General features: G+C 73.0%; 22 protein-coding genes, 1 pseudogene and 1 riboswitch. Of the genes and pseudogenes, 10 read left to right on the plus strand and 13 right to left on the minus strand.

What is annotated here, in order from left to right:
* Positions 1 to 91: 91 nt before the first annotated feature.
* The 5 genes from ACFU5F_RS35840 to ACFU5F_RS35860 all read right to left on the minus strand — a co-directional run bounded on the left by ACFU5F_RS35840 (position 92) and on the right by ACFU5F_RS35860 (position 7,734).
* Entirely contained in the window at positions 92 to 1,282 is a 1,191-nt protein-coding gene (locus tag ACFU5F_RS35840) for a 4-hydroxybenzoate 3-monooxygenase (protein ID WP_383896710.1), read from the minus strand.
* A gap of 186 nt (positions 1,283 to 1,468) precedes the next feature.
* Positions 1,469 to 2,659, minus strand: coding sequence for a type III PLP-dependent enzyme (locus ACFU5F_RS35845; RefSeq protein ID WP_383896712.1), 1,191 nt, complete (start codon positions 2,657 to 2,659; stop codon positions 1,469 to 1,471).
* A 32-nt stretch (positions 2,660 to 2,691) separates the two neighbouring features.
* Positions 2,692 to 4,404: an IucA/IucC family protein gene (locus ACFU5F_RS35850; protein ID WP_383896715.1), complete on the minus strand. Its 1,713-nt coding sequence runs from the start codon at positions 4,402 to 4,404 to the stop codon at positions 2,692 to 2,694.
* Between the two features lie 202 nt (positions 4,405 to 4,606).
* Entirely contained in the window at positions 4,607 to 6,394 is a 1,788-nt protein-coding gene (locus ACFU5F_RS35855) for an IucA/IucC family protein (protein ID WP_383896774.1), read from the minus strand.
* Positions 6,395 to 6,516: 122 nt separating this feature from the next.
* On the minus strand, positions 6,517 to 7,734 hold the full coding sequence (locus ACFU5F_RS35860) for an acetyl-CoA carboxylase biotin carboxylase subunit family protein (RefSeq protein WP_383896717.1): 1,218 nt from the start codon (positions 7,732 to 7,734) through the stop codon (positions 6,517 to 6,519).
* A gap of 212 nt (positions 7,735 to 7,946) precedes the next feature.
* On the opposite strand from ACFU5F_RS35860, the pseudogene ACFU5F_RS35865 reads away from it, so the two are divergent.
* A pseudogene (locus ACFU5F_RS35865) lies at positions 7,947 to 8,835 on the plus strand ((2Fe-2S)-binding protein).
* A gap of 144 nt (positions 8,836 to 8,979) precedes the next feature.
* Complete coding sequence (locus ACFU5F_RS35870) at positions 8,980 to 11,085, plus strand: family 43 glycosylhydrolase (protein WP_383896720.1); 2,106 nt, start codon at positions 8,980 to 8,982, stop codon at positions 11,083 to 11,085.
* Positions 11,086 to 11,135: 50 nt separating this feature from the next.
* On the opposite strand, the gene ACFU5F_RS35875 is transcribed toward ACFU5F_RS35870, so the two are convergent.
* Positions 11,136 to 11,495, minus strand: coding sequence for an ArsR/SmtB family transcription factor (locus tag ACFU5F_RS35875; protein ID WP_383896722.1), 360 nt, complete (start codon positions 11,493 to 11,495; stop codon positions 11,136 to 11,138).
* 142 nt (positions 11,496 to 11,637) lie between these two features.
* On the opposite strand from ACFU5F_RS35875, the gene ACFU5F_RS35880 reads away from it, so the two are divergent.
* Positions 11,638 to 13,008 (plus strand): MFS transporter, encoded by a 1,371-nt coding sequence (locus ACFU5F_RS35880; protein ID WP_383896726.1) that lies wholly within the window; start codon positions 11,638 to 11,640, stop codon positions 13,006 to 13,008.
* Between the two features lie 96 nt (positions 13,009 to 13,104).
* On the opposite strand, the gene ACFU5F_RS35885 is transcribed toward ACFU5F_RS35880, so the two are convergent.
* Positions 13,105 to 13,698, minus strand: a complete 594-nt coding sequence (locus tag ACFU5F_RS35885; protein ID WP_383896776.1) for a hypothetical protein — start codon at positions 13,696 to 13,698, stop codon at positions 13,105 to 13,107.
* Between the two features lie 247 nt (positions 13,699 to 13,945).
* A riboswitch (cobalamin riboswitch) is annotated at positions 13,946 to 14,151 on the plus strand.
* 29 nt (positions 14,152 to 14,180) lie between these two features.
* Here ACFU5F_RS35885 and ACFU5F_RS35890 point away from each other — a divergent pair.
* Genes ACFU5F_RS35890 through ACFU5F_RS35905 form a run of 4 tightly spaced genes read left to right on the plus strand, consistent with a single transcriptional unit; the run spans position 14,181 to position 16,991 of the window.
* Positions 14,181 to 14,894, plus strand: a complete 714-nt coding sequence (locus ACFU5F_RS35890; protein WP_383896729.1) for an energy-coupling factor ABC transporter permease — start codon at positions 14,181 to 14,183, stop codon at positions 14,892 to 14,894.
* Positions 14,891 to 15,397 carry an energy-coupling factor ABC transporter substrate-binding protein gene (locus tag ACFU5F_RS35895; protein WP_383896732.1) on the plus strand — a complete coding sequence of 169 codons (507 nt, stop codon included), beginning with the start codon at positions 14,891 to 14,893 and terminating at the stop codon, positions 15,395 to 15,397. Before ACFU5F_RS35890 ends, ACFU5F_RS35895 begins: the two co-directional genes overlap by 4 nt.
* 5 nt (positions 15,398 to 15,402) lie before the next feature.
* On the plus strand, positions 15,403 to 16,152 hold the full coding sequence (gene cbiQ, locus ACFU5F_RS35900; protein WP_383896735.1) for a cobalt ECF transporter T component CbiQ: 750 nt from the start codon (positions 15,403 to 15,405) through the stop codon (positions 16,150 to 16,152).
* Positions 16,149 to 16,991 (plus strand): energy-coupling factor ABC transporter ATP-binding protein, encoded by an 843-nt coding sequence (locus ACFU5F_RS35905; RefSeq protein ID WP_383896739.1) that lies wholly within the window; start codon positions 16,149 to 16,151, stop codon positions 16,989 to 16,991. The genes cbiQ and ACFU5F_RS35905 overlap by 4 nt, the downstream gene beginning before the upstream one ends.
* Here ACFU5F_RS35905 and ACFU5F_RS35910 read toward each other — a convergent pair.
* The 6 genes from ACFU5F_RS35910 to ACFU5F_RS35935 are packed head-to-tail and all read right to left on the minus strand — an operon-like array spanning position 16,973 to position 22,175.
* Positions 16,973 to 17,851, minus strand: a complete 879-nt coding sequence (locus ACFU5F_RS35910) for an amidohydrolase family protein (protein WP_383896779.1) — start codon at positions 17,849 to 17,851, stop codon at positions 16,973 to 16,975. The two genes, ACFU5F_RS35905 and ACFU5F_RS35910, sit on opposite strands and share 19 nt — an antisense overlap.
* Positions 17,848 to 18,162, minus strand: coding sequence for an L-rhamnose mutarotase (locus tag ACFU5F_RS35915; protein WP_383896742.1), 315 nt, complete (start codon positions 18,160 to 18,162; stop codon positions 17,848 to 17,850). The genes ACFU5F_RS35910 and ACFU5F_RS35915 overlap by 4 nt, the downstream gene beginning before the upstream one ends.
* The gene (locus ACFU5F_RS35920) at positions 18,159 to 19,172 is read right to left on the minus strand and encodes an aldo/keto reductase (RefSeq protein ID WP_383896745.1); all 1,014 of its coding nucleotides are present in this window, start codon (positions 19,170 to 19,172) and stop codon (positions 18,159 to 18,161) included. The genes ACFU5F_RS35915 and ACFU5F_RS35920 overlap by 4 nt, the downstream gene beginning before the upstream one ends.
* A complete protein-coding gene (locus tag ACFU5F_RS35925) occupies positions 19,169 to 19,978 on the minus strand; it encodes an SDR family NAD(P)-dependent oxidoreductase (protein WP_383896748.1) in 810 nt (269 codons plus the stop codon). The genes ACFU5F_RS35920 and ACFU5F_RS35925 overlap by 4 nt, the downstream gene beginning before the upstream one ends.
* On the minus strand, positions 19,975 to 21,312 hold the full coding sequence (locus tag ACFU5F_RS35930) for an L-fuconate dehydratase (protein WP_383896750.1): 1,338 nt from the start codon (positions 21,310 to 21,312) through the stop codon (positions 19,975 to 19,977). The genes ACFU5F_RS35925 and ACFU5F_RS35930 overlap by 4 nt, the downstream gene beginning before the upstream one ends.
* Before the next feature lie 11 nt (positions 21,313 to 21,323).
* Positions 21,324 to 22,175, minus strand: a complete 852-nt coding sequence (locus ACFU5F_RS35935) for a fumarylacetoacetate hydrolase family protein (RefSeq protein WP_383896753.1) — start codon at positions 22,173 to 22,175, stop codon at positions 21,324 to 21,326.
* Between the two features lie 407 nt (positions 22,176 to 22,582).
* On the opposite strand from ACFU5F_RS35935, the gene ACFU5F_RS35940 reads away from it, so the two are divergent.
* The 3 genes from ACFU5F_RS35940 (at position 22,583) to ACFU5F_RS35950 (ending at position 26,452) form a co-directional block, all read left to right on the plus strand.
* Entirely contained in the window at positions 22,583 to 23,632 is a 1,050-nt protein-coding gene (locus ACFU5F_RS35940) for a sugar ABC transporter substrate-binding protein (protein ID WP_383896782.1), read from the plus strand.
* Between the two features lie 112 nt (positions 23,633 to 23,744).
* Positions 23,745 to 25,409 (plus strand): sugar ABC transporter ATP-binding protein, encoded by a 1,665-nt coding sequence (locus ACFU5F_RS35945; RefSeq protein ID WP_383896755.1) that lies wholly within the window; start codon positions 23,745 to 23,747, stop codon positions 25,407 to 25,409.
* Positions 25,410 to 25,411: 2 nt separating this feature from the next.
* Positions 25,412 to 26,452, plus strand: a complete 1,041-nt coding sequence (locus tag ACFU5F_RS35950; RefSeq protein ID WP_383896758.1) for an ABC transporter permease — start codon at positions 25,412 to 25,414, stop codon at positions 26,450 to 26,452.
* The last annotated feature ends 5 nt before the right edge of the window (positions 26,453 to 26,457 follow it).

The raw sequence follows: 26,457 nt of genomic DNA on the forward strand, positions 1-26,457 counted from the left end.
GGGGGGCGTCGACGGTACCGGTTCGCCGCCCGCCCCTCGGCGTCGTCCGCCCGGCCGGGCACCCTGGTCGGGGATCCCGGTCAGGAGTCGGTCACGAGTCGGTCCCCAGCGACAGCCCCGTGTAGTTCTCGGCGAGTTCGGCCGCCGCGTGGCGTGAGGTGGCAACCCGGTCGAGCTGGGCGAGCTGCAGCCTGGTCTCGAACGGGGACTGGTGCGGGTCCGTGTGGAGGGTCGTGGTCATGAAGTACGAGAAGTGCTCGGCCCGCCAGACCCGGCGCAGGCAGGTGTCCGAGTAGGCGTCGAGCAGTTCGGTCGACCCGGTCTCCCGGAGCCGGGCGAAGGCGCGGGCCAGCACGATGACGTCGGTCGCCGCGAGGTTGAGCCCCTTGGCGCCGGTGGGCGGCACGATGTGCGCGGCGTCGCCGGCCAGGAAGACCCGGCCGTGGCGCATCGGCTCGGTGACGTGGCTGCGCATCGGGAGGACGGCCTTGGAGGTGACGGGTCCGCGCTTGAGCCGCCAGCCGGGGTTCGCGGTGAGCGCGAGGCGCGCGTCCAGCTCGTCCCAGATCCGCTCGTCGGACCAGTCTCCCGGGTCGGTGCCGTTGGGGACCTGGAGGTAGAGGCGGCTCACGGCCGGTGAGCGCATGCTGGCGAGGGCGAAGCCGCGCTCCGAGTGGGCGTAGATCAGCTCGTCGTAGACGGGCGGGGCGTCGGCGAGGATGCCCAGCCAGGAGTAGGGGTACGTCCGCTCGTACGTCGTCCGTACGCCGTCCGGAACGGCGTCGCGGGCCACGCCGTGGAAGCCGTCGCAGCCGACGACGTAGTCGCAGGTCAGGGTCTGTTCGCGACCCCCGTGGGTGTACCGGATCGACGGGCGGTCGCTGTCGGCGCCCTCCACGGCGTGCACCTCGGCCTCGAACAGCAGCGGGCCGCCGCCGGTGAGCTGGAGGGCGATGAGGTCCTTGACGACCTCGGTCTGGGCGTAGACCCACACCCGGCGCCCGCCGGTCAGCCCGGGGAAGTCGACGCGGTGGGCGCGGCCGTCGAAGCGCAGCTCGATGCCGTCGTGGGGGATGCCCTCGGCGTCCAGCCGTGCCCCCGCCCCGGCCGAGCGCAGCACGTCGACGGTGGCCTGCTCCAGGATTCCGGCGCGCTGGCGCTGCTCGACGTAGGCGCGGTCCTTGCGTTCCAGAACCACACTGTCGATTCCCGCGTTGTGCAGCAGACGGGCCAGCAGCAGCCCCGCCGGGCCGCCGCCGATGATGCCGACAGTGGTGTGCATGGAGTACTCCTCGTCGTGGAGGACGGGCCGCGTGCCGTCCCGGGGTCCCGACCATGTTCGTCAGGTGAAATTCACTTCACTCTCTTGTGCGCACGAGTCTGCGCCCGGCCTGCCCGCCTGTCAACGGTCACACCCCCTCAGAGGGGCGGGGCGGGTGGTCGGGTTCCGTGGCGGGGCGGGCGAGGTTCAGTCGACGAAGTGGAAACCGGGACGCGGATGCATGAGGAAGTCGTGGTGCGAGATGTTCCAGGCGTAGGCCCCCGCGAGCGCGAAGGCCACTCTGTCTCCCGCCCGCAGCCTCGGCACGTGCGCCTGGCGCGCGAGTACGTCCTTCGGTGTGCACAGCTGCCCGGCGAGGGTGACGCGCTCCCCCTCGGCCGACGGGCGCGGCCACGGGTACTCCCACCGTTCCACCGGCAGCACCGAGCACGGCTGGTCGTGCCCCTTGGTGGCCGGGGTGCGCAGATGGTGTGTTCCGCCCCGGAGCACGGCGAACTCCTCGCCGTGGCTGCGCTTCACGTCCAGCACCTCGGTGGCGTACCAGCCGCAGTACGCGGTCAGCGCCCGGCCCGGCTCGATGCGCACCGTCAGTTCCGGGTGCGCGTCGGCCAGCCGGGCGAGGCCCGCGCCGTACGCCGTCCAGTCGAAGCGGCTCTTGGGGCGTGTGTAGTCGACGGCCATCCCGCCGCCGACGTTCACCTCGCGCAGCGGTACGTCCAGGGCCGTCGCCCAGTCCACGACCGATCGGGCGACGGTGAGCAGTTCGGGGGCGTCGAGGCCGCTCGCGAGGTGGGCGTGGACGCCGAGCGGTTCGAGGTGCGGGTAGGTGCCGTCGGTGAGGGGGCGCAGCACGTCCGGGGCCCGGCCGGGGTCCAGGCCGAACGGGGTGGGACGGCCGCCCATCGCGAGCGAGCTGCCCGCCAGCGAGCCGTCGGCCACCGCGAGGTTGAAGCGCAGGAGCACCCCGACGGGCCGGGCCGGTGCCGCCCGGCGTGCCAGTTCGCCGAGCATCCGCAGTTCGTGCTCGCTCTCCACGTGGAAGCGTGCGACGCCCCGCTCCAGGGCGGACCGGATCTCGTCCGGGGTCTTGCCGGGGCCGCCGAAGGCCAGCGGCCTGCCCGGTACGGCCCGGGCCACATGGGCGAGTTCGCCGCCGGAGGACACCTCGTAGCCGTCGACGTACGGGCCGAGGGCGGCCAGGATCTCCGGCTCGGGGTTGGCCTTGGCCGCGTAGTACAGCTCGACCCGTTCGCGGAGGGCGGCCCGCACCTGTGCGGCATGGTGGCGCAGGGCTGTCAGGTCGTACACGTACGCGGGGAGTCGGGCGGAGGGCAGGGACACGATTCGGTCGCGTACGGCGGGGGTGGGCAGGGTCATCGACGGCTCCTGGTTCGACGGGCGCTCCTGGTTCAACGGGGACTCCGGTGCAGGACGTCCTCGGCGAGGGGGGAGGGCAGGCGGACGTAGCCGGCCTCGCGGTCGGCCCTGCGTTCCCAGCGGGTGAGCAGATTGGTCTTGGCGGGGAGCGGGGCTCCGGCGAGGAGGGCGGCCAGGAGGGGCGGACAGCCCGCCTCGCCGGCGTGGGCCCGGATCGCCGCGCGGACCTCCGTCCAGAGGTCGCGCTCGGTCCCGGGGTGCAGATCGGCGAGGACGGCGAGCAGCTCGGCGACATGGTTGACGAGGAGGCAGTACACGACGCGGTCCCAGCCGCGCCCGGCGTCGTACGCCATCGGTCCGGCGACCTCGGGCGGCAGGGCGGCGAGGGCGTCGGCGTGGTGGTCGGGGAGGAGTTTGGCGCCCTCCAGGTCGCGGAAGAGGACCTGGGCGGGCATGCCGTCGGAGTCGACGCAGACGAGGACGTTCTGCAGATGGGGTTCGAGGACGAGCCCGTGGTCGAAGTAGGCGGCGAGGACGGGTGGGACAAGGAGGCGGAGGTATGCCTTCCACCAGGTCAGCGCGGCCTGTGGACCCGCGCTGCCGAGGAGGCGGGAGAGGTGGGCGGCGCTGGTCGGGTACTCGTCGGCGACGGCGCCCGCGAGCAGCGGGGTGGTGCCCGGGAGCAGCCGCCGGGACAGACCCTCGCGGACGATCACACCGAAGCCTTCGAGGAGGGCCCGGTCCGGGGTGCCGTCGGGGCCGGGGAGGGCGAGACTGCGGTAGGCGGGCTCGCGCAGCATCGCGCTGCCGGGGTAGCGGCTCTCCAGGTCGGTGAGGACCGGGGCCAGGATCCGGGTGAGGGCGACAGCGCCGGAGAGTTCGTAACTGGCGTTCTTGCGCAGGCAGTTGGTGATGCGGACGTTGAGGCTGAACTTCAGGAAGGCGTCACCGTCGAAGAGGGTGCGGACGGAGGCGGTGGCCGCGTACGGACGGCCGCCGGGGCCCAGGTCGAGGATGTCGCCGCGGTCCACGGCCTCGCGCAGCAGCCGGTGTCCGCGCAGCATCTCGTACTGCCAGGGGTGGGCGGGCAGCGGCCGGTAGCCCGCGGGCACGTCGCCGGATTCGCGGTCGAGGACGGCGGTCGCCCCCGCCTCGGCACTCTCCTCGGCGATCAGATGGTGGCGGACGGCGAGGCGCCGCAGTGGGAAGGAGGCTGCGGCCTCGGGGGCGTACGACCGCCAGGATTCCGCGTCGCCGGTGCGGGCCTTGGGGGTGGGGTGGAAGCGGTGGCCGAACAGCAGGGACCGCTCGGAGGCGAGATAGTCCGGGTCTTCGGCCGCGAGGAGTGCGCCGGCCTCGCGGGCGGCGAGCGCGGTGGCGAGCGCGCGGTGGCTGGAGTCGACCTGGTGCAGGAACTCGGCGTTGTGGACTCCGGTGCGCAGGGTCAGCTCGTCGTGCGTGTACGCGGCGAGGCGGCGCCAGTCGAGCGGCCTCCAGCCGGTGGCGGACCGCTCGTGGACGGGGCCGGCGAAACGGTGCGCGCCCAGCAGGGACGTGCGGCGCAGGGCGACCCTCAGCAGGAGGCCGCGGCGGGGCAGACGCAGCAGGAGGTGGCCGTCGCTGACGGCGGTCTGGTGCTCGGGGCCGGACACCTCGCGCAGTAGGCAGTTCAGCAGGGTGTGGGCGACGGCGTCGCCGGCGGCGGGGAGGCGGGTGGTACCGGGCGAGTCGGTGAGCGGGGGCATGCGGTGGCTCCAGCGGGTACGCGGACGTGGGGGCGGGTCGGTCGCGAAGGCGGGGCGGGCGGGCGCGCCGGCCCGCCCGGAGGCTCCGGCGGGCCGCAGGCTGCGGGCACCGCGTACGGCGCGCTCGTCGGGCGGGGCGGGCAGGGCGGGCAGGGCGAGAGGGTCGGGAGGGGCGGGTCGTCGCGCGGGACCACTTCGGGGGTCATGCCGAACCGCCGTCCCGGAGCAGGTAGTTGGGCCCGGTGGTGTAGTGCTTGTTGATGTCGGCGGCGCCCGACCTCTCCTTGCTCAGCAGGGTCCCGGCGGTCACCATCGCCTTCACCGGCAGTTCGGCGGCGTGCAGCACCCGTGCGCGCAGGAGGGCCGCCGCGTCACCGCCGAGGCGGTCGACGGCCTCGGTGAGCCGGTCCCGTACGAGGCTCAGCAGCTGCGCCAGTGAGGCTCGACCGTGCCGGGCGAGGCCGAACGCGTAGGCCCCGGCGCACAGATGGACGGTGATGGTGGTGAAGACGTCGGTCACCTCACGGTCGTCGGTGGTGAAGGTGCGGGCGTCGTCGAAGCCGCAGTCGGCCTGCCCTGCGGGGCGGCCGAACCGGGCCGCCAGGCGAGCGCGATCGACGCGCGGGCCGTCGTTGTCCTTCAGCAGCAGCCGCAGGTCGCCGGGGGCCGGGCCGAGCGCCAGGGAGACGTTCTGCTGGTGCGACTCCAGGGCGATGCCGTAGCCGAGGAGCGTGGTCTGCCAGTCGAACAGCAGGGTGAGCACGGCGTCGAGCAGCGCGATCGGGTCACCGCCGTGGAAGCGGTCGGCGAGGTGGTCGAGGATCAGTCGCCCCCCGGGTGCCGGGGCGAGGAGGGCGGCCAGGGGGACGACGACCGAGTCGTCGAGGTCCGCCGGGTGGCGGCGGCACAGTACCGCGAGCAGTTCGTGCCCGGCGTGCGCGTACACCGACTCGTCGGCGTGCAGGACCCGGCCCCGGAAGCGGGGCTCACGGTCCAGTACCGCCGCCAGGAGGCGCTGTCCGGCAGCTCCGTCGGCGAGCGTGCCGGGTTTGATGGACCGTCTGTTGCGCAGCCCCAGGGTGGCGGTCGCCAGCGGCAGTTTGAGGTGCAGCGCGGGGGCGGCGACCGGGGCGACCGTACGCATCGACAGGGTGGGCACGACCGTGAGGTACGCCCGGTCGGCGAGGACTGCTCGGTCGGCGAGCCCGGTCTCACGCAGGGCCGCCTCGAGGGGTGCCCCGGCGGTCAACGGGTGCACGGGCAGGGTGACATGGCTGTGGTCGAGGTCCGCGAGGCCGAGTCCGGAGGGGGCGGGCCAGCCGTCCGGGAGGGTTCCGGCCAGGGTGACGGCCTCCCGGGGCAGGGCGAGCCACCGGAGGGGGAAGCTCGGATGGAACTCCGGTGCGTAGCAGCGTAGTTGGTCATTGCCCAGGCCGGAGCGGCCGCGCGCGGTCGGGTAGACGGGGTGGTCGAGGCGCGCGGCGAGCGTGTCGAACGCGAGACCGGCGCGCAGGCCGGTCCAGGCGGCGGGGTCGGCTCCGTACAGGTCGACGAGCCGGTCCGCGGTGTCCTCCCCCGTCGCCTCGTGCAGCAGCATCGTCGCGAGAGTCTGGCGGCACTCCTCGGCGAACGCGTCGAATCCGGCGCGGTCGACGGGCTCGGCGAGGGCGCGCAGCGCGGCGAGGACGGCGCCGCAGGTGCCGAGGCGCGTGCCGTCCGACTCCCTGAGCAGCAGGGGTTCCCGGGCGGCGTACGTGTGCTGGAAGCCGTCCGCGGTGACGGGCAGGAGGAGGGCGTCGCCGGCGGCGGGCAGGCGCAGCCAGGGGCCGTCGGGGCGGTGGACGAGGGTGCTGCGGGAGCGCAGGCCGACGACGTCCTCGCGGAGCAGGGCGCCGAGCACACGGATGAGGAGTCCGGCTTCGACGGTGTCCTTGGTCGCGGCGGAGGTGGAGGCGGTCTCACCGAAGATGGAGGCGGACGCGGCGGACACGGCGGTGTTCTCGGCAGCGGCGGACGCGGGGCGAGCGGTGCCGGTGTTCTCAGCAGCGGCGGACGCGGGGCGAGCGGTGCCGGTGTTCTCAGCAGCGGCGGACGCGGGGCGAGCGGTGCCGGTCACGGCCGGATCTCCCAGCGCTGGGCGGCGAGGAAGTCCGCCGCCACCCGGTCGACCGCATCCTGACCGGCCCCGGAGGAAGTGGTGGCGGTGGCGGTGAGGACGCCGAGGTAGTCGCGGTTGGTCCGGTACAGCTCATGCCGCTCACCGATACCGCGCAGCGGACGGTACATCAGGCGCACGCCGTCGATGTGGAGTTCGGTGGCGGAGGGGGCGGCCATCAGGGTCCCGGCCCGGTCGGCGCAGGGATACTCCAGACGGGCCGCGGCACCGCGTCCGGCGCCCAGCTCTGCGGGCAGGCCGGCGGGCAGCGGCTCGCCGAGGTGGGTGCGGAGGATGTGCTCGAAGAGGGGGAGGCCGAGGAGCCGGGCGAGCAGCAGGTCGCACCGGTCGCCGATGGCACGGTAGTTGACCTCGATGATCCGGGCCCGGCCGTCGTGGACGACGAACTCGGTGTGGCAGGACCCGAATCCGACCCCGAGCGCGTCCAGTTGGGCGAGAATCTGTGCCACGACCGGTTCGGGGTGGGCCGGGACGAAGGCCATCCGCCGCTCGATGAAGTACGGCGGCGGGGACAGTTCGGTGTGGAAGCCGCCGAGGACGTGCCGGCCCCGGACGTCGCCGAGGGTCTCCAGGGTGTACAGCTCGCCCGGCAGATACTCCTCGACGACGAGGGCGGCCCCCGGGCGCCGGGCCAGGATCTCCTGGCCGCGGGCCACGAGGTCCCCCGCGTCGGCCACGCGGACGACGTCCTCGCTGGCGACGCCTTCGCGGGGTTTGACGACGCAGGGGTAAGGGGCGTCGGCGACGAGGGGGCCGGTGAGGTCGGCCGGGTCGCCGATTTCCGCGGACCAGACGGTGTCCACGCCGGCGGCGGCCAGACGGCGGCGCATCTCGCCCTTGTCCTTGGCGCGCAGGGTGGCCCGCCAGTCCTTGCCGGGGAGTCCGAAGTAGTGGGCGGCGAGGGCGGCCTGGGTCTGGAGGTGGTCGCTGTTGGTGAAGACCGCGTCGGGCCGGTGGTGGGTGGAGATCCGGGTGACGACGGCACGGTGGTCCCGTACATCGCACCGCAGGATCTCGACTTCCGGGTGGAGGGCGCGGTGGGCGTCGGGCCGGTCGGTGAGGACGGTGACGCGCAGACCGAGCCGGGCGGCGGCGGGCAGGAAGCCCTCGGTGACGGAGTCGGTGGGGTTGAGGGCGAGCAGGTACAGACGCATGGGATGGTGCACTACCTCCGCTGGCGGGTCGGGGGCGGCGGGGCGAGCCCGTCTCGTGGTGGGGCCCGCCCTGCGAACCGCAGGAGTCACCGCTCGGGAAGCCTTACGCCGGTGGTTCGGGGTCGGAGCCTGGTCATCGCTGCGCGATCTTGTGGATAAGGTAAGCCTCACCTACCCCGACTGCCAAACCCCTTCACGCTCTGGAGTGACCGATGACCGTGGCTCACCTGGAGAACGCCCGGGCCGACTCCGCCACGCACGTCCCGGAACTCCTCTCCGCCGCCTACCGCCGTCTGGACGCGCTGTGCGACGCCCTGTCCGTACGCGTGACGCGACCCGGCCGAGCGGACGACCGGCAGTCGCCGTCCCCTGGCGGGCACGCGCCCCAAGCCGGCCCGCCCACCCTCGGCCCGATGGACGGCCAGGAGAGCGTGGCGGCCTTCGTCGAGGCGGAGGCCGCCCGCATCCGGGACCGCCACGACCACTCCGCGCCCCGCCATGTCGCCGCCTCCCGTGCCCTGCACGACTACGCCTGGTCGGCCGCCCTGCTGATGAGCGGGGTCTGGTACCTGGAGCGGCGCGTGCCCCGTATCTCCCCCGCCGACATACGCGTCGACCTCGCGACCGGCGCTTTCGAGATCCGGCCCGGCTCCGGCCTGGCCTGTCTGCCGGACGACCCGGCGGCGGCCCTGCCCGGCACCCGGGCCGTCGCCCACGAGGAGGCGCTGCGCGCCGAGTTGAGGGCCGCCGTCGCGGACCACATGACCCCGGTGCTGGAGGCGTTCGGCCCGTACGTCCGCCGGGGCGCGGGCGCTGTGGGGTCTGGTCTCGGACGACCTGGTCTCCGGCCTGTGGTACCTCGGCCGTGCGCGCGGTGACGAGGCCGCCGGCGTCCGGGCCGCCTCCGCGGTCCTGCCCACCGCGCACGCACCCTTCCCCGGCGGCGCCGACTTCCGCCTCCTGCGCACCGGTGACGGCCGCGAGCACCCGACCCGCACCCGCCTGGGCTGCTGCCTCTACTACACGATCCGCCCGGCCGAGGCGTGCTCCACCTGCCCGCGCACCTGCGACGCGGAACGGCTGCGCCGCCTGGAGGGCTGACCGCCCGAAAGCACACGTACACCGAAACTTTTCGATGCCGCCCCGGATCCCTGTGCCGATTGACGCCACCGGACACAGATAGCAACACTCTTCGACGGAGTTCCGCACAGGAAGCCTCAGAAGATCGCAGCACTGGAGGTCGGCTTGCAGGAGTACGCCGGATACGTCTTCGTCTACTTCACCGGCGAGGACAGCCCGGACGGAGAGCGGATCCGGTTCGCGCTCAGCAGGGGCGACGACCCGCTGCGCTGGCGCGAGCTGAACGGCGGGAATCCGGTGCTCACTTCGGACCTCGGCACGGGCGGGCTGCGCGATCCCTTCCTCGTGCGCGCCCCGGAGGGCGACCGCTTCTACCTGATCGCCACCGACCTGAAGATGCACGGGGAACCGGACGGCGACTGGGACCGGGTACAGCGCACCGGGAGCACCTCGCTCATGGTCTGGGAGAGCACCGATCTGGTCCACTGGACCGACCGCCGACTGGTGCGCGTCGCCCCGGACACCGCCGGCAACGTCTGGGCGCCGGAGGCCTGTTACGACCCGGAGCTCGGCGAGTTCGTCGTCTTCTGGGCGTCGAGGCTGTACGCGCCGCACGACCCGGACCACACCGCCGACACCCACAACCGGATGCTGTACGCGACCACCCGCGACTTCCGCGTCTTCAGCGAGCCCCGGCTGTGGAACGACCCCGGCCACTCGGTGATCGACTCGACCGTCGTCCGGCACGACGGCACCTACTACCGCTTCACCAAGGACGAGCGCGCCCACTCCCCCGCCGCGCCCGGCGGCAAGTTCATCACGGCGGAGAAGTCGAAGGAACTGCGCGACACCTCGTACACCTTCGTGGCCGACCGGATCGGTCAGGGGACCGTCGAACAGGGCGAGGGGCCGGTCGTCTTCCGGTCGAACGCGGACGACCGCACGTGGTACCTGTTCGTGGACGAGTTCAGCGGGCGCGGCTACGTGCCCTTCGAGACCACCGATCTGGACTCCGGGAGGTGGACGCCCTGCGAGGAGTTCGCGTTGCCGCCCGGCGCGCGGCACGGCTCGGTGCTGCCGGTGACGCGGACCGAGTACGAACGGCTCCTCGCCGGGTTCGCGCCGACGGCGTCCGTCGTCGACGCCGCCGTGCCGGAGGGCCTGAAGGCGTACGCGCTCGTCGACGACGCCACGTCCAAGGTCGTCCTGCCCCTGCACCCGGGGACCGCACTCGACGCTCTCGCACCGGAGTTCGTCCTGTCGGCGGACTCCCGCATCGACCCTCCGTCGGGCACCCCGCGCGACTTCCGCACCCCGCGGGACTACACCCTCACCACGGCCGACGGGACGGCCCGTACCTGGACGGTCGAGGCGGTGCCGATGCGCAGCCCCTTGCTGCCGGGGCTGTACGCCGACCCCAACATCCAGGAGTTCCAGGGCCGTTACTACATCTATCCGACGACGGACGGCTTCGAGGGCTGGGGCGGCACACGCTTCGAGGTGTTCTCCTCCGACGACCTGGTCACCTGGGAGAACCACGGCGTCGTCCTCGACCTGGAGTCGGACGTGAGCTGGGCGGAACGCCACGCCTGGGCGCCGGCGGCCGGGGAGCGCGACGGGTCGTACTACTTCTACTTCTGCGCCGACCAACAGATCGGTGTGGCCGTGGCCGACAGCCCGACCGGCCCCTTCCGCGACGCCCTGGACCGGCCGCTCGTCGCACGCGACGACTACGCGGGCCAGATGATCGACCCGGCCGTCTTCCGGGACGACGACGGCACCACGTACCTGTACTGGGGCAACTGCGAGGCGTACGGCGTGCCGCTCCACGAGGACATGGTGTCCTTCGACCCGGCGCTGGTTCGGCGGTTCACCCCGGAGAACTTCCGCGAGGGCGCCTTCGTCGTCAAGCGTCGGGGCGTCTACTACTTCATGTGGTCGGAGGACGACACCCGCAGCGAGGACTACCGCGTGGCCTACGCGACCGGACCCACCCCGCTCGGCCCATGGACCGAGCGGGGGGTGATCCTGCGCAAGCGACCGGAGTACGGCATCCTCGCCACCGGCCACCACACGGTCGTGAACGTCCCCGGCACCGACGACTGGTTCATCTGCTACCACCGCTTCGCGATCCCGGGCCCCGGCACCCCGCGCGGTGACGGCGTCCGCCGGGAATCCACCCTGGACCGGCTGGTGTTCGCGCCGGACGGCTCGATCGAGGAGGTCGTGCCGACGCTGGAGTCCATCGCGCCGGTGACCGGCCCGAGGTGATCGGGCGACGGCCGGGGCAGTGATCCGGTGGCCCGGCCGCCGTCGGGCGGTCAGTCGTGCGGCGCCTGGCCGCTGACCCGGTGGTCCGCGTGGCTGAGCGCCTCCAGGACCAGGCGCTTGAGGTGCCCGTCGGCGAGGCTGTAGTGGATGTGACGGCCTTCGCGGCGGGTGTCCACGAGCCCGGCGAGCCGGAGCTTCGCCAGATGCTGGCTGACCGCCGTGCGGGACGCCTCGCAACGGTCGGCCAGGGAACCCACGTCCGACTCGCCCTGGGCGAGCAGCCACAGCAGATGGAGCCGCGTGGCGTCGGAGAGCATCGCGAACACTCCGGTCGCCTCGGCGAGCCGCGCGCTGTCGGGGGCACGCAGGTGCGCACCGGACGCAGCTGACACGGCGTGGCGTTCTGACATGGGCCCAGCGTAGGCGTTCCTCCTGCGGCCCGGGGGGTCACATACGAGTGTAGCCCTCATGTGCGCACGTGCGCACATGAGGGCTACACTCGTGCGTACCGACACCCGACCGCTCGACGCCACGCCGAGGGGAGCCGTTCGTATGCTCGCCGTTCTGCGCCATCGCGCCTACCGGCGGCTGTTCGCCGCCCAGGTCGTCGCGCTCGTGGGTACCGGGCTCGCGACCGTCGCCCTCGGACTGCTGGCCTACGATCTCGCGGGCGCCGACGCCGGTTCCGTCCTCGGGACGGCCCTGGCGATCAAGATGGTGGCGTACGTGGTGATCGCCCCGGCGGTCGGCGCGGTCGCCGACCGGCTGCCGCGCCGGGCGCTCATGGTGACGGCCGATCTGGTGCGTGCCGGGATCGCCGTGTCGCTGCCGTTCGTCGGCGAGGTCTGGCAGGTGTACGTCCTGGTCTTCCTCCTGCAGTCCGCCTCGGCCGCGTTCACGCCCACGTTCCAGGCCGTCATCCCCGACGTGCTGCCCGAGGAGCGCGACTACACACGGGCACTGTCGATGTCCCGGCTCGCGTACGACCTGGAGAGCCTCTTCTCCCCCGCCCTCGCGGCCGCCCTGCTGTCCGTCGTCACCTACGACCGGCTGTTCACCGGCACCGTCCTCGGTTTCCTCGCCTCGGCCGCGCTGGTGCTCTCGACCGCCCTGCCCGAACGGCCCGCCTCCACCCTGCCCCGCGCGGGCGGGGTGTACGCCAGGGCCACGGCCGGCACCCGCCTCTTCCTCGGTGTCCCCGCGCTGCGGGCCCTGCTCGCCCTGAACCTCGCGGTCGCTGCGGCCGGCGCGATGGTGACCGTCAACTCGGTGGTCTACGTCCGCGAGGTGCTGGGCCTGTCGGCGGGCGCCGTCCCCCTCGCGCTCGGGGCGTACGGCGCCGGGTCGATGGCCGTGGCGCTGGCCCTGCCGCGGGTCCTGAACAGGGTCCCGGACCGGACGGTGATGCTGCCGGGCGCGCTGTCCCTGGCCGTCGTCTTCGCCGGACTCTGGGCCGTCACGGCCGCGCGGGACGGGAACTGGCGCCTGCCCGCGCTGCTCGTCCTGTGGGCCGCGTTCGGCGCCGCGTCCTCGGCGGTGCTCACCCCGGCCGGGCGGCTGGTGCGCCGGTCGGTGGAGCCCGGGGGCCGTACGGCCGCGTTCGCCGCGCAGTTCTCCCTGTCGCACGGCTGCTGGCTGCTGACGTACCCGCTCGCCGGGTGGCTGGGAGCGGCCGGACTCGGCCGGGCGGTGCTCGCGCTGGGGGCGATCGCCCTGGCGGCGGCGCTGCTGGCCGTACGGCTGTGGCCGCCGACGGGGTCAAAGGCCCGGTCGACGGCCGGCTCGCCCGCGGCTCCCGCGACGACGGCCCATGTGCACGCGGACCTCCCACTGGGCCACCCCCACCTGGTGGGGGCCCTGCGGGTCCCGACGGGCTGGCGGCACAGCCACGGGCACCTCGCGGACGGGCTGCACGCCCGGTAGCGGTGCCCTGCCGTCAGACGCCGAGTGCCGCCCGGAGGGTCGCCGCCTTCCTGCTCATGCATCCGGACCGGCTGCCCGGAACTTGCGCCCGGCGTGTCAGGGCCGGGTCGTCGTCTCCGCGATCCCGGCGGCCACGGACGCTGGATGTCCTCGGTCGGCCCGTCGGGCGGAAGGAGCCTCGGCCGGGTGATCGGCGCGCGGGCGAGGGCGAGTCGCGGCTCCGACCGCAGGGGCGGAGCCTGCCCGGCGCCCGGCCAGGCGCTGCCCATGGCTCGGGACCGACGTATGGGCGGGCCGTGGACCATCGTCGATGCGCCGGGGGCGTGCGGATGCATCGTGGGTGCGCCGGTCTGCGGGCGGATCACAGGTCAGGCCCGGCGCGCCGGGAGTCGGAGGGCGGCCCGTCGTCCGCTTCTCCTCGATCCGGGCGAACCGCCACACCAGCAGGGCGACCGCCCAGGTGACGAGGAACAGGCCGACGACGGCGTAGCCGGCGACGTTGAGGTCGAGGCCGGCGACCCCGTCCCGGAACGGGCCGTGCGGACCCGCCTTGTCGGCGACGAGACCGAGGAGTTCGACGGTGCCGATGACGAGGGCGACGGCGACGGCGACCGGTGACGGCGAGGTTCTAGTACACCTTTTTCGGTCAGGCGTCAGGCTCCCCCGCCTTGCAGGCCGGTGACCCGGCATCGGGCAACTGCCGTACGGTGACGGGTACTCGACGCGCTCCCCGAGCGCGAGCCTGGTACCCGACACGGTGGAGCCCCGGTCGGCGGGAATGAACTCCGGGACCTCCCTGGCCAAGGGCGGCCACCAGTGCGAACACTGCCCGCCGTCCGCCGACGTCGCGAGGTCACTCGTGTGCGGCAGGGGGACGGTGGGGCGTGCGCGGGGGTGTGAGCTGTTCCACGGCGCCCGCGCGCCCCTCGTCTCCGCTTGTCAGCGCCCTTGTGTGGGCACTACTGTCACCACGCCTTGGTGAACGGGAAATCCGGTGTGATGCCGGTGCGGCCCTCGCCACTGTGATCGGGAAGTCCGGCTCCAGTCCTCACGGACAGCCACTGGGTCTTGTGACCCGGGAAGGCGGAGCACGGGCGGTGGTACCCGTCAGCCAGGAGACCGGCCAAGGCGCGTCAACCATCCACGAGGTGCTGGAGAGGGTCTGCTGAGCCATGCACATAGCCGAGGGTTTCCTTCCTCCGGCGCACGCGATCGCCTGGGGTGTCGCGTCCGCGCCGTTCGTCGTCCACGGAGTCCGGGCACTCACCCGTGAGGTCAGGGAGCATCCCGAGAGCACCCTGCTGCTCGGCGCCTCCGGAGCCTTCACCTTCGTCCTGTCCGCGCTGAAACTGCCGTCGGTCACCGGAAGTTGCTCCCACCCCACCGGCACCGGGCTGGGCGCCATCCTGTTCCGGCCGCCGATCATGGCGGTGCTGGGCACCATCACCCTGCTCTTCCAGGCGCTGCTGCTCGCGCACGGCGGCCTGACCACGCTCGGCGCCAACGTCTTCTCGATGGCGATCGCCGGCCCCTGGGCGGGCTACGGCGTCTACCGGCTGCTGCGGCGGTTCGACGTGCCGCTGATGGTCACGGTGTTCTTCGGCGCGTTCGTCGCCGACCTGGTCACCTACTGCGTCACCAGCGTGCAGCTGGCGCTCGCCTTCCCGGACCCGAGCAGCGGCTTCCTGGGCGCGCTCGGCAAGTTCGGTTCCATCTTCGCCGTCACCCAGATCCCGCTCGCGGTCAGCGAGGGTCTCCTCACCGTTCTCGTGATGCGTCTGCTGGTGCAGTCGAGCAAGGGCGAACTGACCCGGCTCGGCGTGCTCCTGACCGCCGGCCGCGACAGCGCCGGCACCGAGGCCGAGACGAAGGCGGTGGCCCGGTGAACCGGAACACGAAGATCAACCTCCTGCTGCTGTTCGTCGTGGCCGCGCTCGCCGTACTGCCACTGGCCCTCGGCCTCGGCGACCACAAGAAGGAGCCCTTCACGGGCGCCGACGGCGAGGCGGAGACCGCGATCACGGAGATCGAGCCGGACTACCAGCCCTGGTTCTCCCCGCTGTACGAGCCGCCGTCCGGTGAGATCGAGTCGGCACTCTTCTCCCTGCAGGCCGCGCTCGGCGCGGGCGTCCTCGCCTACTACTTCGGCCTCCACCGAGGTCGGCGCCAGGGCGAGACACGGGCCCGGGCGCAGCTGGACGGGGCGGACACCGGCCCGGCTCCGGCGGCAGGGCCGGAGGCGACAGGCGCGGAGGCGAACGCCACGGCGGCATCGACAGCCACCGCGGCCGCGACGGCGACCGCGGCTTCCCCGGCCACGAGGACCACGGCCGACGAGGAGCGCGCGTCCGACGGTCCCGGCGGAAACTCCCCCACCGGGCGGGTCTGACCCCCGTGCTGCCGATCGACGCGGCGGCGCACAGCAGCCGCTGGCGCCACCGCCATCCCGTGGACAAGGCCGTGCTCGGGCTCGGCCTCACCGTGCTCGCGATCTCCCTGCCGCCCTGGCCCGGCGCCGCCCTGGTCCTGCTGACCGCGCTCGTCGTGCTGCTGGGCCCGGCGGGCGTCCCCGGCCGCCGGCTGTGGCGTGCCTACCGGGTGCCACTGGGCTTCTGCGTGACCGGCGCGCTGCCGCTGCTCGTCCAGGTCGGCGGGCCCGACGGGTTCGTCACCCTGGCCGACGGCGGCCCGGTCCGCGCCGGGGAGCTGCTGCTGCGCACCTCGGCCGCCTCCCTCGGCGTACTGCTGTTCGCCTTCACCACGCCCATGTCGGACCTGCTGCCGCGCCTGGTGAAGGCAGGGGTGCCCGCACCGGTGGTGGACGTCGCCCTGGTCACGTACCGGATGAGCTTCCTCCTGCTGGACTCCGTGCGCCGGATCCGGGAGGCGCAGGCCGCCCGGCTCGGGCACACCACGCGGGCCGCGACCTGGCGTTCGCTCGCCGGGCTCGGCGCCACCGCGTTCGTCCGGGCCTTCGACCGGGCGGCCCGGCTGCAGACCGGGCTCGCCGGGCGGGGGTACGACGGCACCCTGCGCGTGCTGGTGCCCGAGGCCCGGATCTCCGCCCGCTTCGTCGGGGCCGGCGTCGCGCTCCTCGCCGCCGTCGCCGCCCTCACCTTCGTCCTGGAAAGGCCGCTGCCATGAGCGACCCCGTGCTGGTCACCCTGCGGGGCGCCTCCTTCGCCTACGAGGACGGCCCGATCGTGCTCGACGGGCTCGACTTCGAGGTGCGCGAGGGGCGCGCGCTCGCCCTGCTGGGCCGCAACGGCAGCGGCAAGACGACGCTGATGCGGCTGCTCAGCGGGGGGCTGCGGCCCCGTACCGGCGAACTCGCGGTCGAGGGAAGGCCGGTGACGTACGACCGCAAGGGGCTGACCCGGCTGCGGACGACGGTCCAGCTGGTCGTCCAGGACCCGGACGACCAGCTGTTCGCGGCGTCCGTCGCCCAGGACGTGTCGTTCGGCCCGCTGAACCTGGGGCTGCCCGACGCACAGGTGCGGGCCCGGGTGGAGGAGGCACTCGGCGCGCTGGGCATCGGCGCCCTCGCCGACCGGCCCACCCATCTGCTCTCCTACGGCCAGCGCAAGCGGACCGCCATCGCGGGCGCGGTCGCCATGCGGCCCCGGGTCCTGATTCTCGACGAGCCGACGGCCGGGCTCGACCCCGACGGACAGGAACGGCTCCTCGCCACCCTGGACGAGCTGCGCCGGTCCGGCACCACCGTGGTCATGGCCACCCATGACGTCGACCTCGCCCTGCGCTGGGCCGACGACGCGGCCCTGCTCACCCCGTCCGGGGCGCGTACGGGCCCGGTGGCCGCGATGCTCGCCCGCACGGACCTCCTCCAGCAGGCCGGGCTGCGGCTGCCCTGGGGCATCGCGGTCGCCCGACTGCTGCGCGAGCAGGGCCTGTTGACCGAGGACGCGGCCGGTCCGCGTACCCCCGAGGAGCTGGCGGCCCTGGCTCAGGTCCGCAGGCCGTAGACGCGGACGGCGGTGCCCGCGAAGACCTCCCGGTGTTCCGCCGGGCCGAGCGCGGACAGCAACGCCTCGGCCGTGTCGAGGACTTCGCGGTAGTCCGAGGCGAGCCGGCAGACGGGCCAGTCGGAGCCGAACATCAGCCGTTGCGGGCCGAAGGAGTCGAGCAGCGTGTCGGCGTACGGGCGGAGGTCGGCGACGGACCAGTTCCTCCAGTCCGCCTCCGTGACCAGGCCGGAGAGCTTGCAGACGGTGTTGGGGAGGGCGGCCAGCCGCCGTATCTCCCCGGCCCACGGCCGCAGTTCACCGGAAGCGATGGGCGGCTTCGCCGCGTGGTCCAGGACGAAGGTGAGGTGCGGGAGGCGGGCCGCCGCCTCCACCGCCGCCGGCAGCTGGTGGGGCTTGACCAGGAGGTCGTACACCAGTCCCGCGTCGGCGACGGCGCCCAGGCCCCGCAGGACCTCCGGGCGTACCAGCCAGCGGGGATCGGGTTCGCCCTGCACCTGGTGGCGGACGCCCACCAGGTGCTCGCCGCCCGGCCGTTCACGCAGCCCGGCGAGGGCGGCGCCGACCCCGGGAGAGGTGAGGTCGGTCCAGCCGACGACCCCGGCCACCAGGTCGCTTCCGGCGGCCAGCGCCAGGAACTCGGGAGTCTCCTCCGGGACCGTGACCGTCTGCACCAGCACGGTGGCGGTGACCCCGGCCGCGCGCGCCTGCGGTTCCAGGTCGCGCAGGGCGAAGTCGCGGCGCAGCGGGGCGAGTTCGGGGCCGGCGATCCAGTCCTGGTCGCGGACGGAGAGGTCCCAGACGTGGTGGTGGGCATCGACGATCCCGGTGGGCGGGGCGGGCGTACCGGCCGGTGTCACAGTTCCCACACCACGGGCAGTCCCGCGTCGGATCCCTCCGCCGAGTAGTCGTGCACGACGTCGAGGAGATCGGCCATCCGGGTCTGCCAGGCGATGTTGACCGGGAGTTTCTCCAGCTCGGCGATCATCGCCGCGTAGTCCTCGACCTCCAGCAGGTGGAAGAGGTGGGTGCCTCCCCCACGCCAGATCGTCCACGCGCTCACCCCGGCGGCGCGGATGGCGGTGGTCAGCTCCTCGGGGACCTCGCGGTGGGCCGCCTCGTACTCCTGGACGCGGTCGGCGCGGACCTCGGTGTGCAAGGCGACCCTCACGACGGCTCCTTCTCCTCGGGTTCTCCGGGTGGGACGGGGGCGTCCTGGGCGAGCAGGCCGGCCGCGCGCAGCTCGTCCCAGAGGGCGGCCGGTACGGGATGCCGGCACTGACGCACGGTGTCGCGGACCTCGTCGGGCGAACGGGCACCGGTCAGGACGCCGGCGACGGCCGGGTGGCCGAGGGGGAAGCGGAGGGCCGCCGCGCGCAGGGGCACGCCGTGGCGCCCGGTGACCTCCTTGAGGCGCAGGGCCCGTTCGAGTACGGGTTCCGGGGCGGGTGCGTAGTCGTAGGTGGCTCCCGGGCGGGGGTCGATGAGCAGGCCGGAGTTGAAGACGCCGCCGATGAGGACGCTCCTGCCGCGGGCGGCGGCCTCGGGGAGCAGTTCGGCGAGGCCCTCCTGTTCCAGCAGGGTGTAGCGGCCGGCGAGGAGGACGACGTCGATGTCGGTCTCGCGGAGGAAGCGGGCCGGGAGGGCGCTCTGGTTCATGCCGACGCCGATCGCTCCGACGACGCCTTCGCCGCGCAGTCGTTCGAGGGCCGGGTAGGCCTCGTCGAGGGCCTGGTCGGCGTGGTCGTCGGGGTCGTGGAGGAGGGCGACGTCCACCCGGTCGAGGCCGAGGCGCTCCAGGCTGGCTTCGAGGGAACGGAGGACGCCGTCGGCGCTGAAGTCCCAGACGCGGCGCAGGGTGGCGGGGACGGCGAAGCCGTGGGCCAGGTCGTCGGCCGGGCCGCCGTCCTCGGCAGGCACCAGCAGACGTCCGACCTTGGTGGAGACGGTGTAGGTGTCCCGGGGGCGCTCGCGCAGGGCGGCGCCCAGGCGGCGTTCGGAGAGGCCGAGGCCGTAGTGGGGTGCCGTGTCGAAGGTGCGGATCCCGGCGTCCCAGGCGGCGTCGACCGCGGCGGCGGCCTCCTCGTCGGGGACGGGCCGGAAGAGGTTGCCGATGCCTGCTGCGCCGTACGCCAGCTCGGTGACACGGACGTCGCTGCGGCCGAGGGTCCGGGTTCTCATGAGCCCACCGGGCGGAGCCTCAGGCCCTGCATTCCGCCGTCGACGGCCAGGGCGGTGCCGGTGACGGAGGCCGCGGCGGGGCTCGCCAGGTAGGCGATGGCGGCGGCGACCTCGTCGGCGGTGACCAGGCGGCCCAGGGGCTGGCGGGCGTTGAGGGCGGCGCGCTCGGCCTCGGGGTCGTCGGCGGCGTCGAGGAGGCGGCCGACCCAGGGGGTGTCGGCGGTGCCGGGGTTGACGCAGTTGACGCGGACGCCCTCACGGACGTGGTCGGCGGCCATGGCGAGGGTCAGCGACAGCACGGCGCCCTTGCTGGCGCAGTACAGGGCGCGCTGCGGCAGGCCGGCGGTGGCGCCGATGGAGCAGGTGTTGACGATGGCCGCGTGGGACGATTCCCGCAGGTGGGGCAGGGCGGCACGGCTGGTGCGGACGATACCGAGGACGTTGACGTCGAGGACGCGGTGCCACTGTTCGTCGGGGTTGTCCTCGATGGTGCCGACGGCGCCGATGCCCGCGTTGTTGACGAGGATGTCCAGGCCGCCGAGCCGCTGGACGGCGTCGGCGACGGCGGCCCGTACGGAGGTGTCGTCGGTGACATCGGCCTTCAGCCCGAGCAGGGGGGCGGGCGCGCCTGCGGGGTCGAGGTCGAGAACCGCGACCGAGGCGCCCCTGGCGGCCAGCAGCCGGGCCGTGGCGAGCCCGATGCCGGACGCGCCTCCGGTGACGATCGCCCTGAGCCCTGCCAGTTCTCCCCTCGGCTCCGCGGGTGCACCCGTGGACCCGTTCGGTGCGTCTGTCTGCCCGGTCATGCGACGTCCTCTCGTCCGGCGAGGTCGGCGGCCCAGAACGTGCCGTCGGGGTAACGGTATTGGGCGATCGACGCGGGGTGCATGGTGGCGGAGAAGCCCGGGGTCAGAGGGGCGACGTAGTGGCCCTCGCGCATCACCACGGGTGCAATGAAGTGCTCGTGGAGGTGGTCGACGTACTCGATGACCCGGTCGTCGGTGGTGCCGGACAGGGCCAGGTAGTCGAACATCGACAGGTGCTGGACCAGTTCGCACAGTCCCACGCCCCCGGCGTGCGGGCAGACGGGTACGCCGAACTTGGCGGCGAGCAGCAGGATCGCCAGGTTCTCGTTGACGCCGCCGACGCGGGCCGCGTCGATCTGGAGGACGTCGAGGGCGCCGGCCTGGAGGAGCTGTTTGAAGACGATGCGGTTCTGGACGTGTTCGCCGGTCGCGACCTTGACGGGGGCGACCCCCCGGCGGACGGCGGCGTGGCCGAGGATGTCGTCGGGGCTGGTGGGTTCCTCGATCCAGTACGGGTCGAACTCGGCGAGGGCTCTGGTCCACTCGACGGCCTCGCCGATGTTCCAGCGCTGGTTGGCGTCGATGGCGATGCGCACGCCGTCGCCGACGGCGGCGCGGGCGGTGCGCATCCGGCGGACGTCGTCGCCGAGGTCGGCGCCGACCTTCAGCTTGATCTGGGTGAAGCCGTCGGCGACGGCCTGCTCGGCCAGCCGGGTCAGCTTCTCGTCGGAGTAGCCGAGCCAGCCCGGCGAGGTGGTGTAGCCGGGGTAGCCGCGCTCCAGCAGCAGGTGCTCGCGCTCGGCGAGCCCCGTGCGGCCCCGCCGGAGGAGGTCCAGGGCCTCCTCCGGGGTGAGGGCGTCGGCGATGTAGCGGAAGTCGATCTGGGAGACCAGCCACGCGGGCTCGGCATGGGCGAGCAGCTGCCACAGGGGCCGTTCGGCGCGCTTGGCGGCCAGGTCCCAGACGGCGTTGACGACGGCGCCGACGGCCATGTGCATCACGCCCTTCTCGGGGCCGAGCCAGCGCAGCTGGCTGTCGCCGATCAGGTCGCGGTTCACCGAGCCGGGGTCGGCGCACAGCTCCTCGACGGAGCGGCCGACGACGTGGGGCCGCAGGGCGCCGATGGCGGCGACCTGGACGTCGTTGCCGCGGCCGATGGTGAAGGTGAAGCCATGGCCTTCGATGCCGTCCGCGGCGTCCGTGCGCAGGACGACGTAGGCGGCGGAGTAGTCGGGGTCCGGGTTCATGGCGTCGGAACCGTCCAGCTCCCGTGAGGTGGGGAACCGGATGTCATAGGTGTCGACCGCGGTGATCCGGGCGGGGGGTGCAGTCACGGGGGTGCCTTTCACGCTTGGCCGAACGTCTGGCGCTGGCTCCCGAGCCCGTCGATCTCCAGCTCGACGGTGTCGCCGGGGAGGAGGTAGGGCGTACCGGGCAGGCCGAGGGCGACGCCCGCGGGGGTTCCGGTGTTGATCACGTCGCCGGGCTGAAGGACCATGTACCGGCTGAGGTACGCCACGATCTCGTGGACCGGGAAGATCATGTCCCGGGTGTGGCCGTCCTGCCGCTTGACGCCGTTGACGCTCAGGCGCAGCCCGAGGTCCTGGGGGTCACCGGCCTCGTCGGCGGTGACCAGCCACGGGCCCATCGGGTTGAAGGTCTCGCAGGACTTGCCGAGGTCCCACTGCGAGGAGTAGTCCAGCTGGAACTCGCGCTCGGAGACGTCGTGGCTGACCACGTATCCGGCGATCACCGCGGCCGCCTCCTCGGGGCTCTCCAGGTAGCGGGCCCGGCGTCCGACGACGACGCCCAGCTCGACCTCCCAGTCGGTCCTGACCGAGCCGCGCGGGATCAGCACCTCGTCGTACGGGCCGACGACCGTGCCCGGGTCCTTCATGAAGACCACGGGGCGGGGCGGGATCGCGGCGCCGGTCTCGGCGGCGTGGTCGCGGTAGTTCAGCCCGACGCAGACGATCTTGCCGGGGCGGGCGAGGGGGGCGCCGACGCGCAGGCCCTCGGTGCCGAGCTCGGGCAGTCCGCCCGCCGCGACCGCCGCGCGGGCCCGGTCGACGCCCCCGGAGGCCAGGAAGGCACCGTCGATGTCGGGGGCCACGGAGGACAGGTCCAGCAACCGGCCGTCGTCGGTACGGACGGCGGGCCGCTCCTTTCCCGGAGCGCCGACGCGTAGCAGTTTCACTGAGGAAGCTCCCTTGCCATGAGTTCGTTCATTCATCGGAGGAATGACGCACCGCGACTTTAGGGGCAGTTCGGCGAGCTGACAACGCATTCCTCGGATGTATGTGATCGACAGGGGCTACCGAGCAAGTCACGGATCGGTCATGTAGGACATCACACCCTTGGAGATCGCCACCTCCCCCCTGGATCACACGCGCAACTCATCGGGAGAGACCTCTTGTCAACTCCGGCAATGCCGTCGTAACGTCCTCGACGTCCGAGATACATCGGAGGAATCGCACCACTGCCTCGTGGCCGGTCAAACTCCGCTGCTCGTTCACCGGTTGACCCCCGACCCTCCCCTCCGACGGTCCACTCATGCCTGTCCCGGAGGGCGGCCTCCCCGTCCTGGCTAAGGAGAACCCGGCCATGAAGCTCGCTCGCACCCGCTCCACCGCCGCAGCGGCCTGCGCCCTCGCGGCCCTCACCCTCCTGACCGCGTGCAATCGCGACAGCTCCTCCGGCTCGGCCGGCTCGGGCGGTGACAAGCCCGCCATCGGGATCGACCTGCCGCGCTCCGACTCGGACTTCTGGAACTCCTACGCCGAGTACCTGAAGAAGGACGTCAAGTCCGAGGACATCAACGCGCTGCCGCTCAGCAACTCGCAGAACGACGTGACCAAGCTGGTCGCCAACGTGCAGGTGTTCCAGAACACGGGCGCCAAGGCCGTCGTCATGGCGCCGCAGGACACCGGCGCCATCGCCTCCACCCTCGACACCCTGGCGTCGAAGAAGATCCCCGTGGTCAGCGTCGACACCCGGCCCGACAAGGGCGACGTCTACATGGTCGTGCGCGCCGACAACCGGGCCTACGGCACCAAGGCCTGCGAGTTCCTCGGCGAGCAGCTCGGCGGCAAGGGCAAGGTCGCCGAACTGCAAGGCGCGCTGGACTCCATCAACGGCCGCGACCGCTCCGAGGCGTTCGCGGAGTGCATGAAGACGAAGTTCCCCAAGATCAAGGTCTTCGAGCTGCCCACCGACTGGAAGGGCGACGTGGCCTCCGCCAAGCTGCAGAGCCTGCTCGCCCAGCACCCCGACCTGGGCGGCATCTACATGCAGGCCGGCGGCGTCTTCCTGCAGCCCACCCTGGCCCTGCTCGAACAGAAGGGCCTGCTGAAGCCCGCCGGGCAGAAGGGCCACATCTCGATCATCTCCAACGACGGCATCCCGCAGGAGTTCGACGCCATCCGCAAGGGGCAGATCGACGCCACCGTCTCCCAGCCCGCCGACCTCTACGCCAAGTACGCGCTGTACTACGCCGAGGCCGCGGCCGCGGGCAAGACGTTCAAGCCGGGTGCCACGGACCACGACTCCACGATCATCAAGATCCCGAACGGCCTGGAGGACCAGCTGCCGGCGCCGCTGGTGACCAAGGACAACGTGGACGACAAGACCCTGTGGGGCAACAGCGTCGGCTGACCGACGCCGGCCCGGCACCGGGGCGGAGGGGCACGGCCCGTCCCTCCGCCCCGCACCCTCTCGAACCCACCCCACGAAGGCTCGCACCCACCCCACGAAGGACGGTATCCACATGGCGGACACCGCGACCGCCACGGCGAACGGCGGCGGACACCCCGCCGCCGGGAGTCCCGCCCCGGTGGCCGAGGCCACCGGCATCAGCAAGAGGTTCGGCGCCACGGTCGCGCTGCGCGAGGCCCGGATCACCATCGCCCCGGGCGAGTCGCATGCGCTCGTCGGCCGCAACGGCGCCGGCAAGTCGACGCTGGTGTCCATCCTGACCGGACTGCAGCCCGCCGACACCGGGACCCTGCGCTTCTCCGGCGAGGCGGCGCCCGCCGTCGGCGACATCGACGCCTGGCGCTCCCGGGTCGCCTGCGTCTACCAGAAGTCCACGATCATCCGGGACCTGACCGTCGCCGAGAACCTCTTCCTGAACCGGCAGAGCGACGGCGCGATCCGGCCCATCCGCTGGAAGCAGCTGCGGGCGCGGGCGGAGGAGCTGCTCGCCGGGTACGGCGTCGACGTGAAGGCCGGCGCACGGGCGAGGGATCTCACCGTCGAACAGCGGCAGTTCGTGGAGATCGCGCGGGCGCTGTCGTTCGGCGCGCGCTTCATCATCCTCGACGAACCGACCGCGAAGCTCGACGCCCGCGGCATCGGCCGCCTCTTCGACAAACTCCGCGACCTCCAGCGCCAGGGCGTCGCCTTCCTGTTCATCTCGCACCATCTGCAGGAGGTGTACGACCTCTGCACCACCGTCACGGTCTACCGCGACGCCGCCCACATCCTGACCGCGCCCGTCGCCCGGCTCGGCCACCAGGAGCTGGTGGAGGCCATGACCGGGGAGACCACCGTCACCGCGGCGGCGGCCGTCGAGAACCGGCCCCCGGTGCGGCCGGACTCCCCCGGCCTCCTCACGGTCGAGGGCCTCACCCTGCCCGGCGCCTGCGAGAACCTGTCGCTGTCGGTGCGTGCGGGCGAGGTGGTCGGCCTCGCCGGCGCGGCGGCCAGCGGCAATGTGCGGGTCGGCGAGACCGTCGCGGGGTTGCACCGCCCCGAGCAGGGCACGATCTCGGTCGGCGGGCGGCGGGTACGCGGCGGCAGTGTGCCGTCGGCGCTCGCCGTCGGTGTCGGGCTCGTCCCGGAGGACCGGCACCTCCAGGGTCTGGTCAACAACCGCAGCGTGGCGGAGAACGCCACCCTCACCGTCACGGACCAGCTCGGCCCGTACGGGACGGTCCTGCCCGGCCGGACCAGGGCCTTCGCCCAGCGCATGATCCGCGACCTCGACATCAAGACCCCGGGCGGCTCCACCCCCGTGTCGGCCCTGTCGGGCGGCAACCAGCAGAAGGTGGTCGTCGCCCGCGCCCTGGCCACCGACCCCCAGGTGCTGGTCGCCATCCGCCCCACCAACGGGGTCGACGTCAAGTCCAAGGAGTTCCTGCTCCGCCGGATCCGGCAGGTCGCCGACGGCGGGAAGGCCGCGCTGATCGTCTCCGACGAGCTGGACGACCTGAAGGTCTGCGACCGGCTCGTGGTGATGTTCCACGGGCGGGCGGTCGCCGAGTTCGGCCGCGGCTGGAAGGACGAGCACGTGGTAGCCGCCATGGAAGGCGTGGCCGGGCGCACGAAGCCCGCAGCCGAGGCCGCGGCGGGCCGGGACGGAACGCCCGGCACCGCCGTCGACGACCGGGCGGACACCGCCCCGGACACCACCGAAGAGCACGGAAGGTAGTCATGTCCGCCACCACTGATGTCACCGACCCCGCCACGACGGCGGCGCGGGAGACCACCGGGGACACCCGCCGCGGGCTCGACCTCGGTCGCTTCCGTGAGCTGTCCCTGGTCCCGGCGATCCTCGTCCTCGGACTGATCGGGTTCATCGTCTCGCCGGCCTTCCTGACCGCCGACAACCTCATCGGCGTGGCCCAGCAGTCCACGGAGCTGAGCCTGCTGGTGCTGGCCACCGCGCTGATCCTGGTCTGCGGCCGGATGGACCTGTCGCTGGAGTCCACCATCGGAGTGGCGCCGGTCATCGCCGTCTGGCTGGTCCTGCCGACCAGCGGCGCCCGGTTCACCGGGCTCGGGCTGCTGCCCGAGTGGACGGCCGTACCGCTGTGTCTCCTGGTGGGCGTGGTGATCGGGGCCGTCAACGGATTCCTGATCCTGAAGCTGCGGCTCAACGGGTTCATCGTCACCCTCGGCATGCTCACCATGCTGCGCGGTCTCCAGGTCGCCCTGTCCGAGGGCCAGTCCATCGTCGAGCTGCCCTCCTCCTTCTCGTACCTGGGCAAGGCGTCCTGGCTGGGTGTGCCGGCCGCGATCTGGATCTGTGTGGTGCTGTTCGCTGCGGGCGGCAGCGCGCTGGCCTGGCTGCGGCACGGGCGGGCCCTGTACGCGATCGGCGGGAACGCGGAGGCGGCCCGCACCGCCGGTATCCGGGTGGACCGGATCGTGTGGGTGGTGCTGATCCTCGGCAGTGTGCTGGCCGCGTTCGCCGGCATCCTCTACAGCGGTCACTACGGGTCGATCTCCGCCACCCAGGGCAGCGGCTGGATCTTCCAGGTCTTCGCCGCGACCGTCATCGGCGGGGTGAGCCTCAACGGCGGCAAGGGTTCCGTGTTCGGCGCGCTCACCGGTGTGCTGACGCTCCAGCTCGTCGTGAACGTCATGACGCTGGCGGGCGTGCCGCCGCTGTGGAACCAGTTCCTCAACGGCGCGATCATCATCGTCGCTCTGATCATCTCCCGCTTCGCCTCGGGCGAGAAGCAGGAATAGGACCG

Source organism: Streptomyces sp. NPDC057438, assembly GCF_042802995.1.
GTDB lineage: Bacteria > Actinomycetota > Actinomycetes > Streptomycetales > Streptomycetaceae > Streptomyces.

Bases quoted from the DNA above. Each gene is read 5' to 3' on its own strand.
- ACFU5F_RS35920 (WP_383896745.1), bottom strand. From the start codon at position 19,172: ATGAGAACCCGGACCCTCGGCCGCAGCGACGTCCGTGTCACCGAGCTG.
- ACFU5F_RS35945 (WP_383896755.1), top strand. From the start codon at position 23,745: ATGGCGGACACCGCGACCGCCACGGCGAACGGCGGCGGACACCCCGCC.
- ACFU5F_RS35850 (WP_383896715.1), bottom strand. From the start codon at position 4,404: ATGCCCCCGCTCACCGACTCGCCCGGTACCACCCGCCTCCCCGCCGCC.
- ACFU5F_RS35845 (WP_383896712.1), bottom strand. From the start codon at position 2,659: ATGACCCTGCCCACCCCCGCCGTACGCGACCGAATCGTGTCCCTGCCC.
- ACFU5F_RS35940 (WP_383896782.1), top strand. From the start codon at position 22,583: ATGAAGCTCGCTCGCACCCGCTCCACCGCCGCAGCGGCCTGCGCCCTC.
- ACFU5F_RS35885 (WP_383896776.1), bottom strand. From the start codon at position 13,698: ATGCCGGGTCACCGGCCTGCAAGGCGGGGGAGCCTGACGCCTGACCGA.
- ACFU5F_RS35890 (WP_383896729.1), top strand. From the start codon at position 14,181: ATGCACATAGCCGAGGGTTTCCTTCCTCCGGCGCACGCGATCGCCTGG.
- ACFU5F_RS35840 (WP_383896710.1), bottom strand. From the start codon at position 1,282: ATGCACACCACTGTCGGCATCATCGGCGGCGGCCCGGCGGGGCTGCTG.
- ACFU5F_RS35950 (WP_383896758.1), top strand. From the start codon at position 25,412: ATGTCCGCCACCACTGATGTCACCGACCCCGCCACGACGGCGGCGCGG.
- ACFU5F_RS35925 (WP_383896748.1), bottom strand. From the start codon at position 19,978: ATGACCGGGCAGACAGACGCACCGAACGGGTCCACGGGTGCACCCGCG.
- ACFU5F_RS35880 (WP_383896726.1), top strand. From the start codon at position 11,638: ATGCTCGCCGTTCTGCGCCATCGCGCCTACCGGCGGCTGTTCGCCGCC.
- ACFU5F_RS35860 (WP_383896717.1), bottom strand. From the start codon at position 7,734: ATGCGTCTGTACCTGCTCGCCCTCAACCCCACCGACTCCGTCACCGAG.
- ACFU5F_RS35875 (WP_383896722.1), bottom strand. From the start codon at position 11,495: ATGTCAGAACGCCACGCCGTGTCAGCTGCGTCCGGTGCGCACCTGCGT.
- ACFU5F_RS35905 (WP_383896739.1), top strand. From the start codon at position 16,149: ATGAGCGACCCCGTGCTGGTCACCCTGCGGGGCGCCTCCTTCGCCTAC.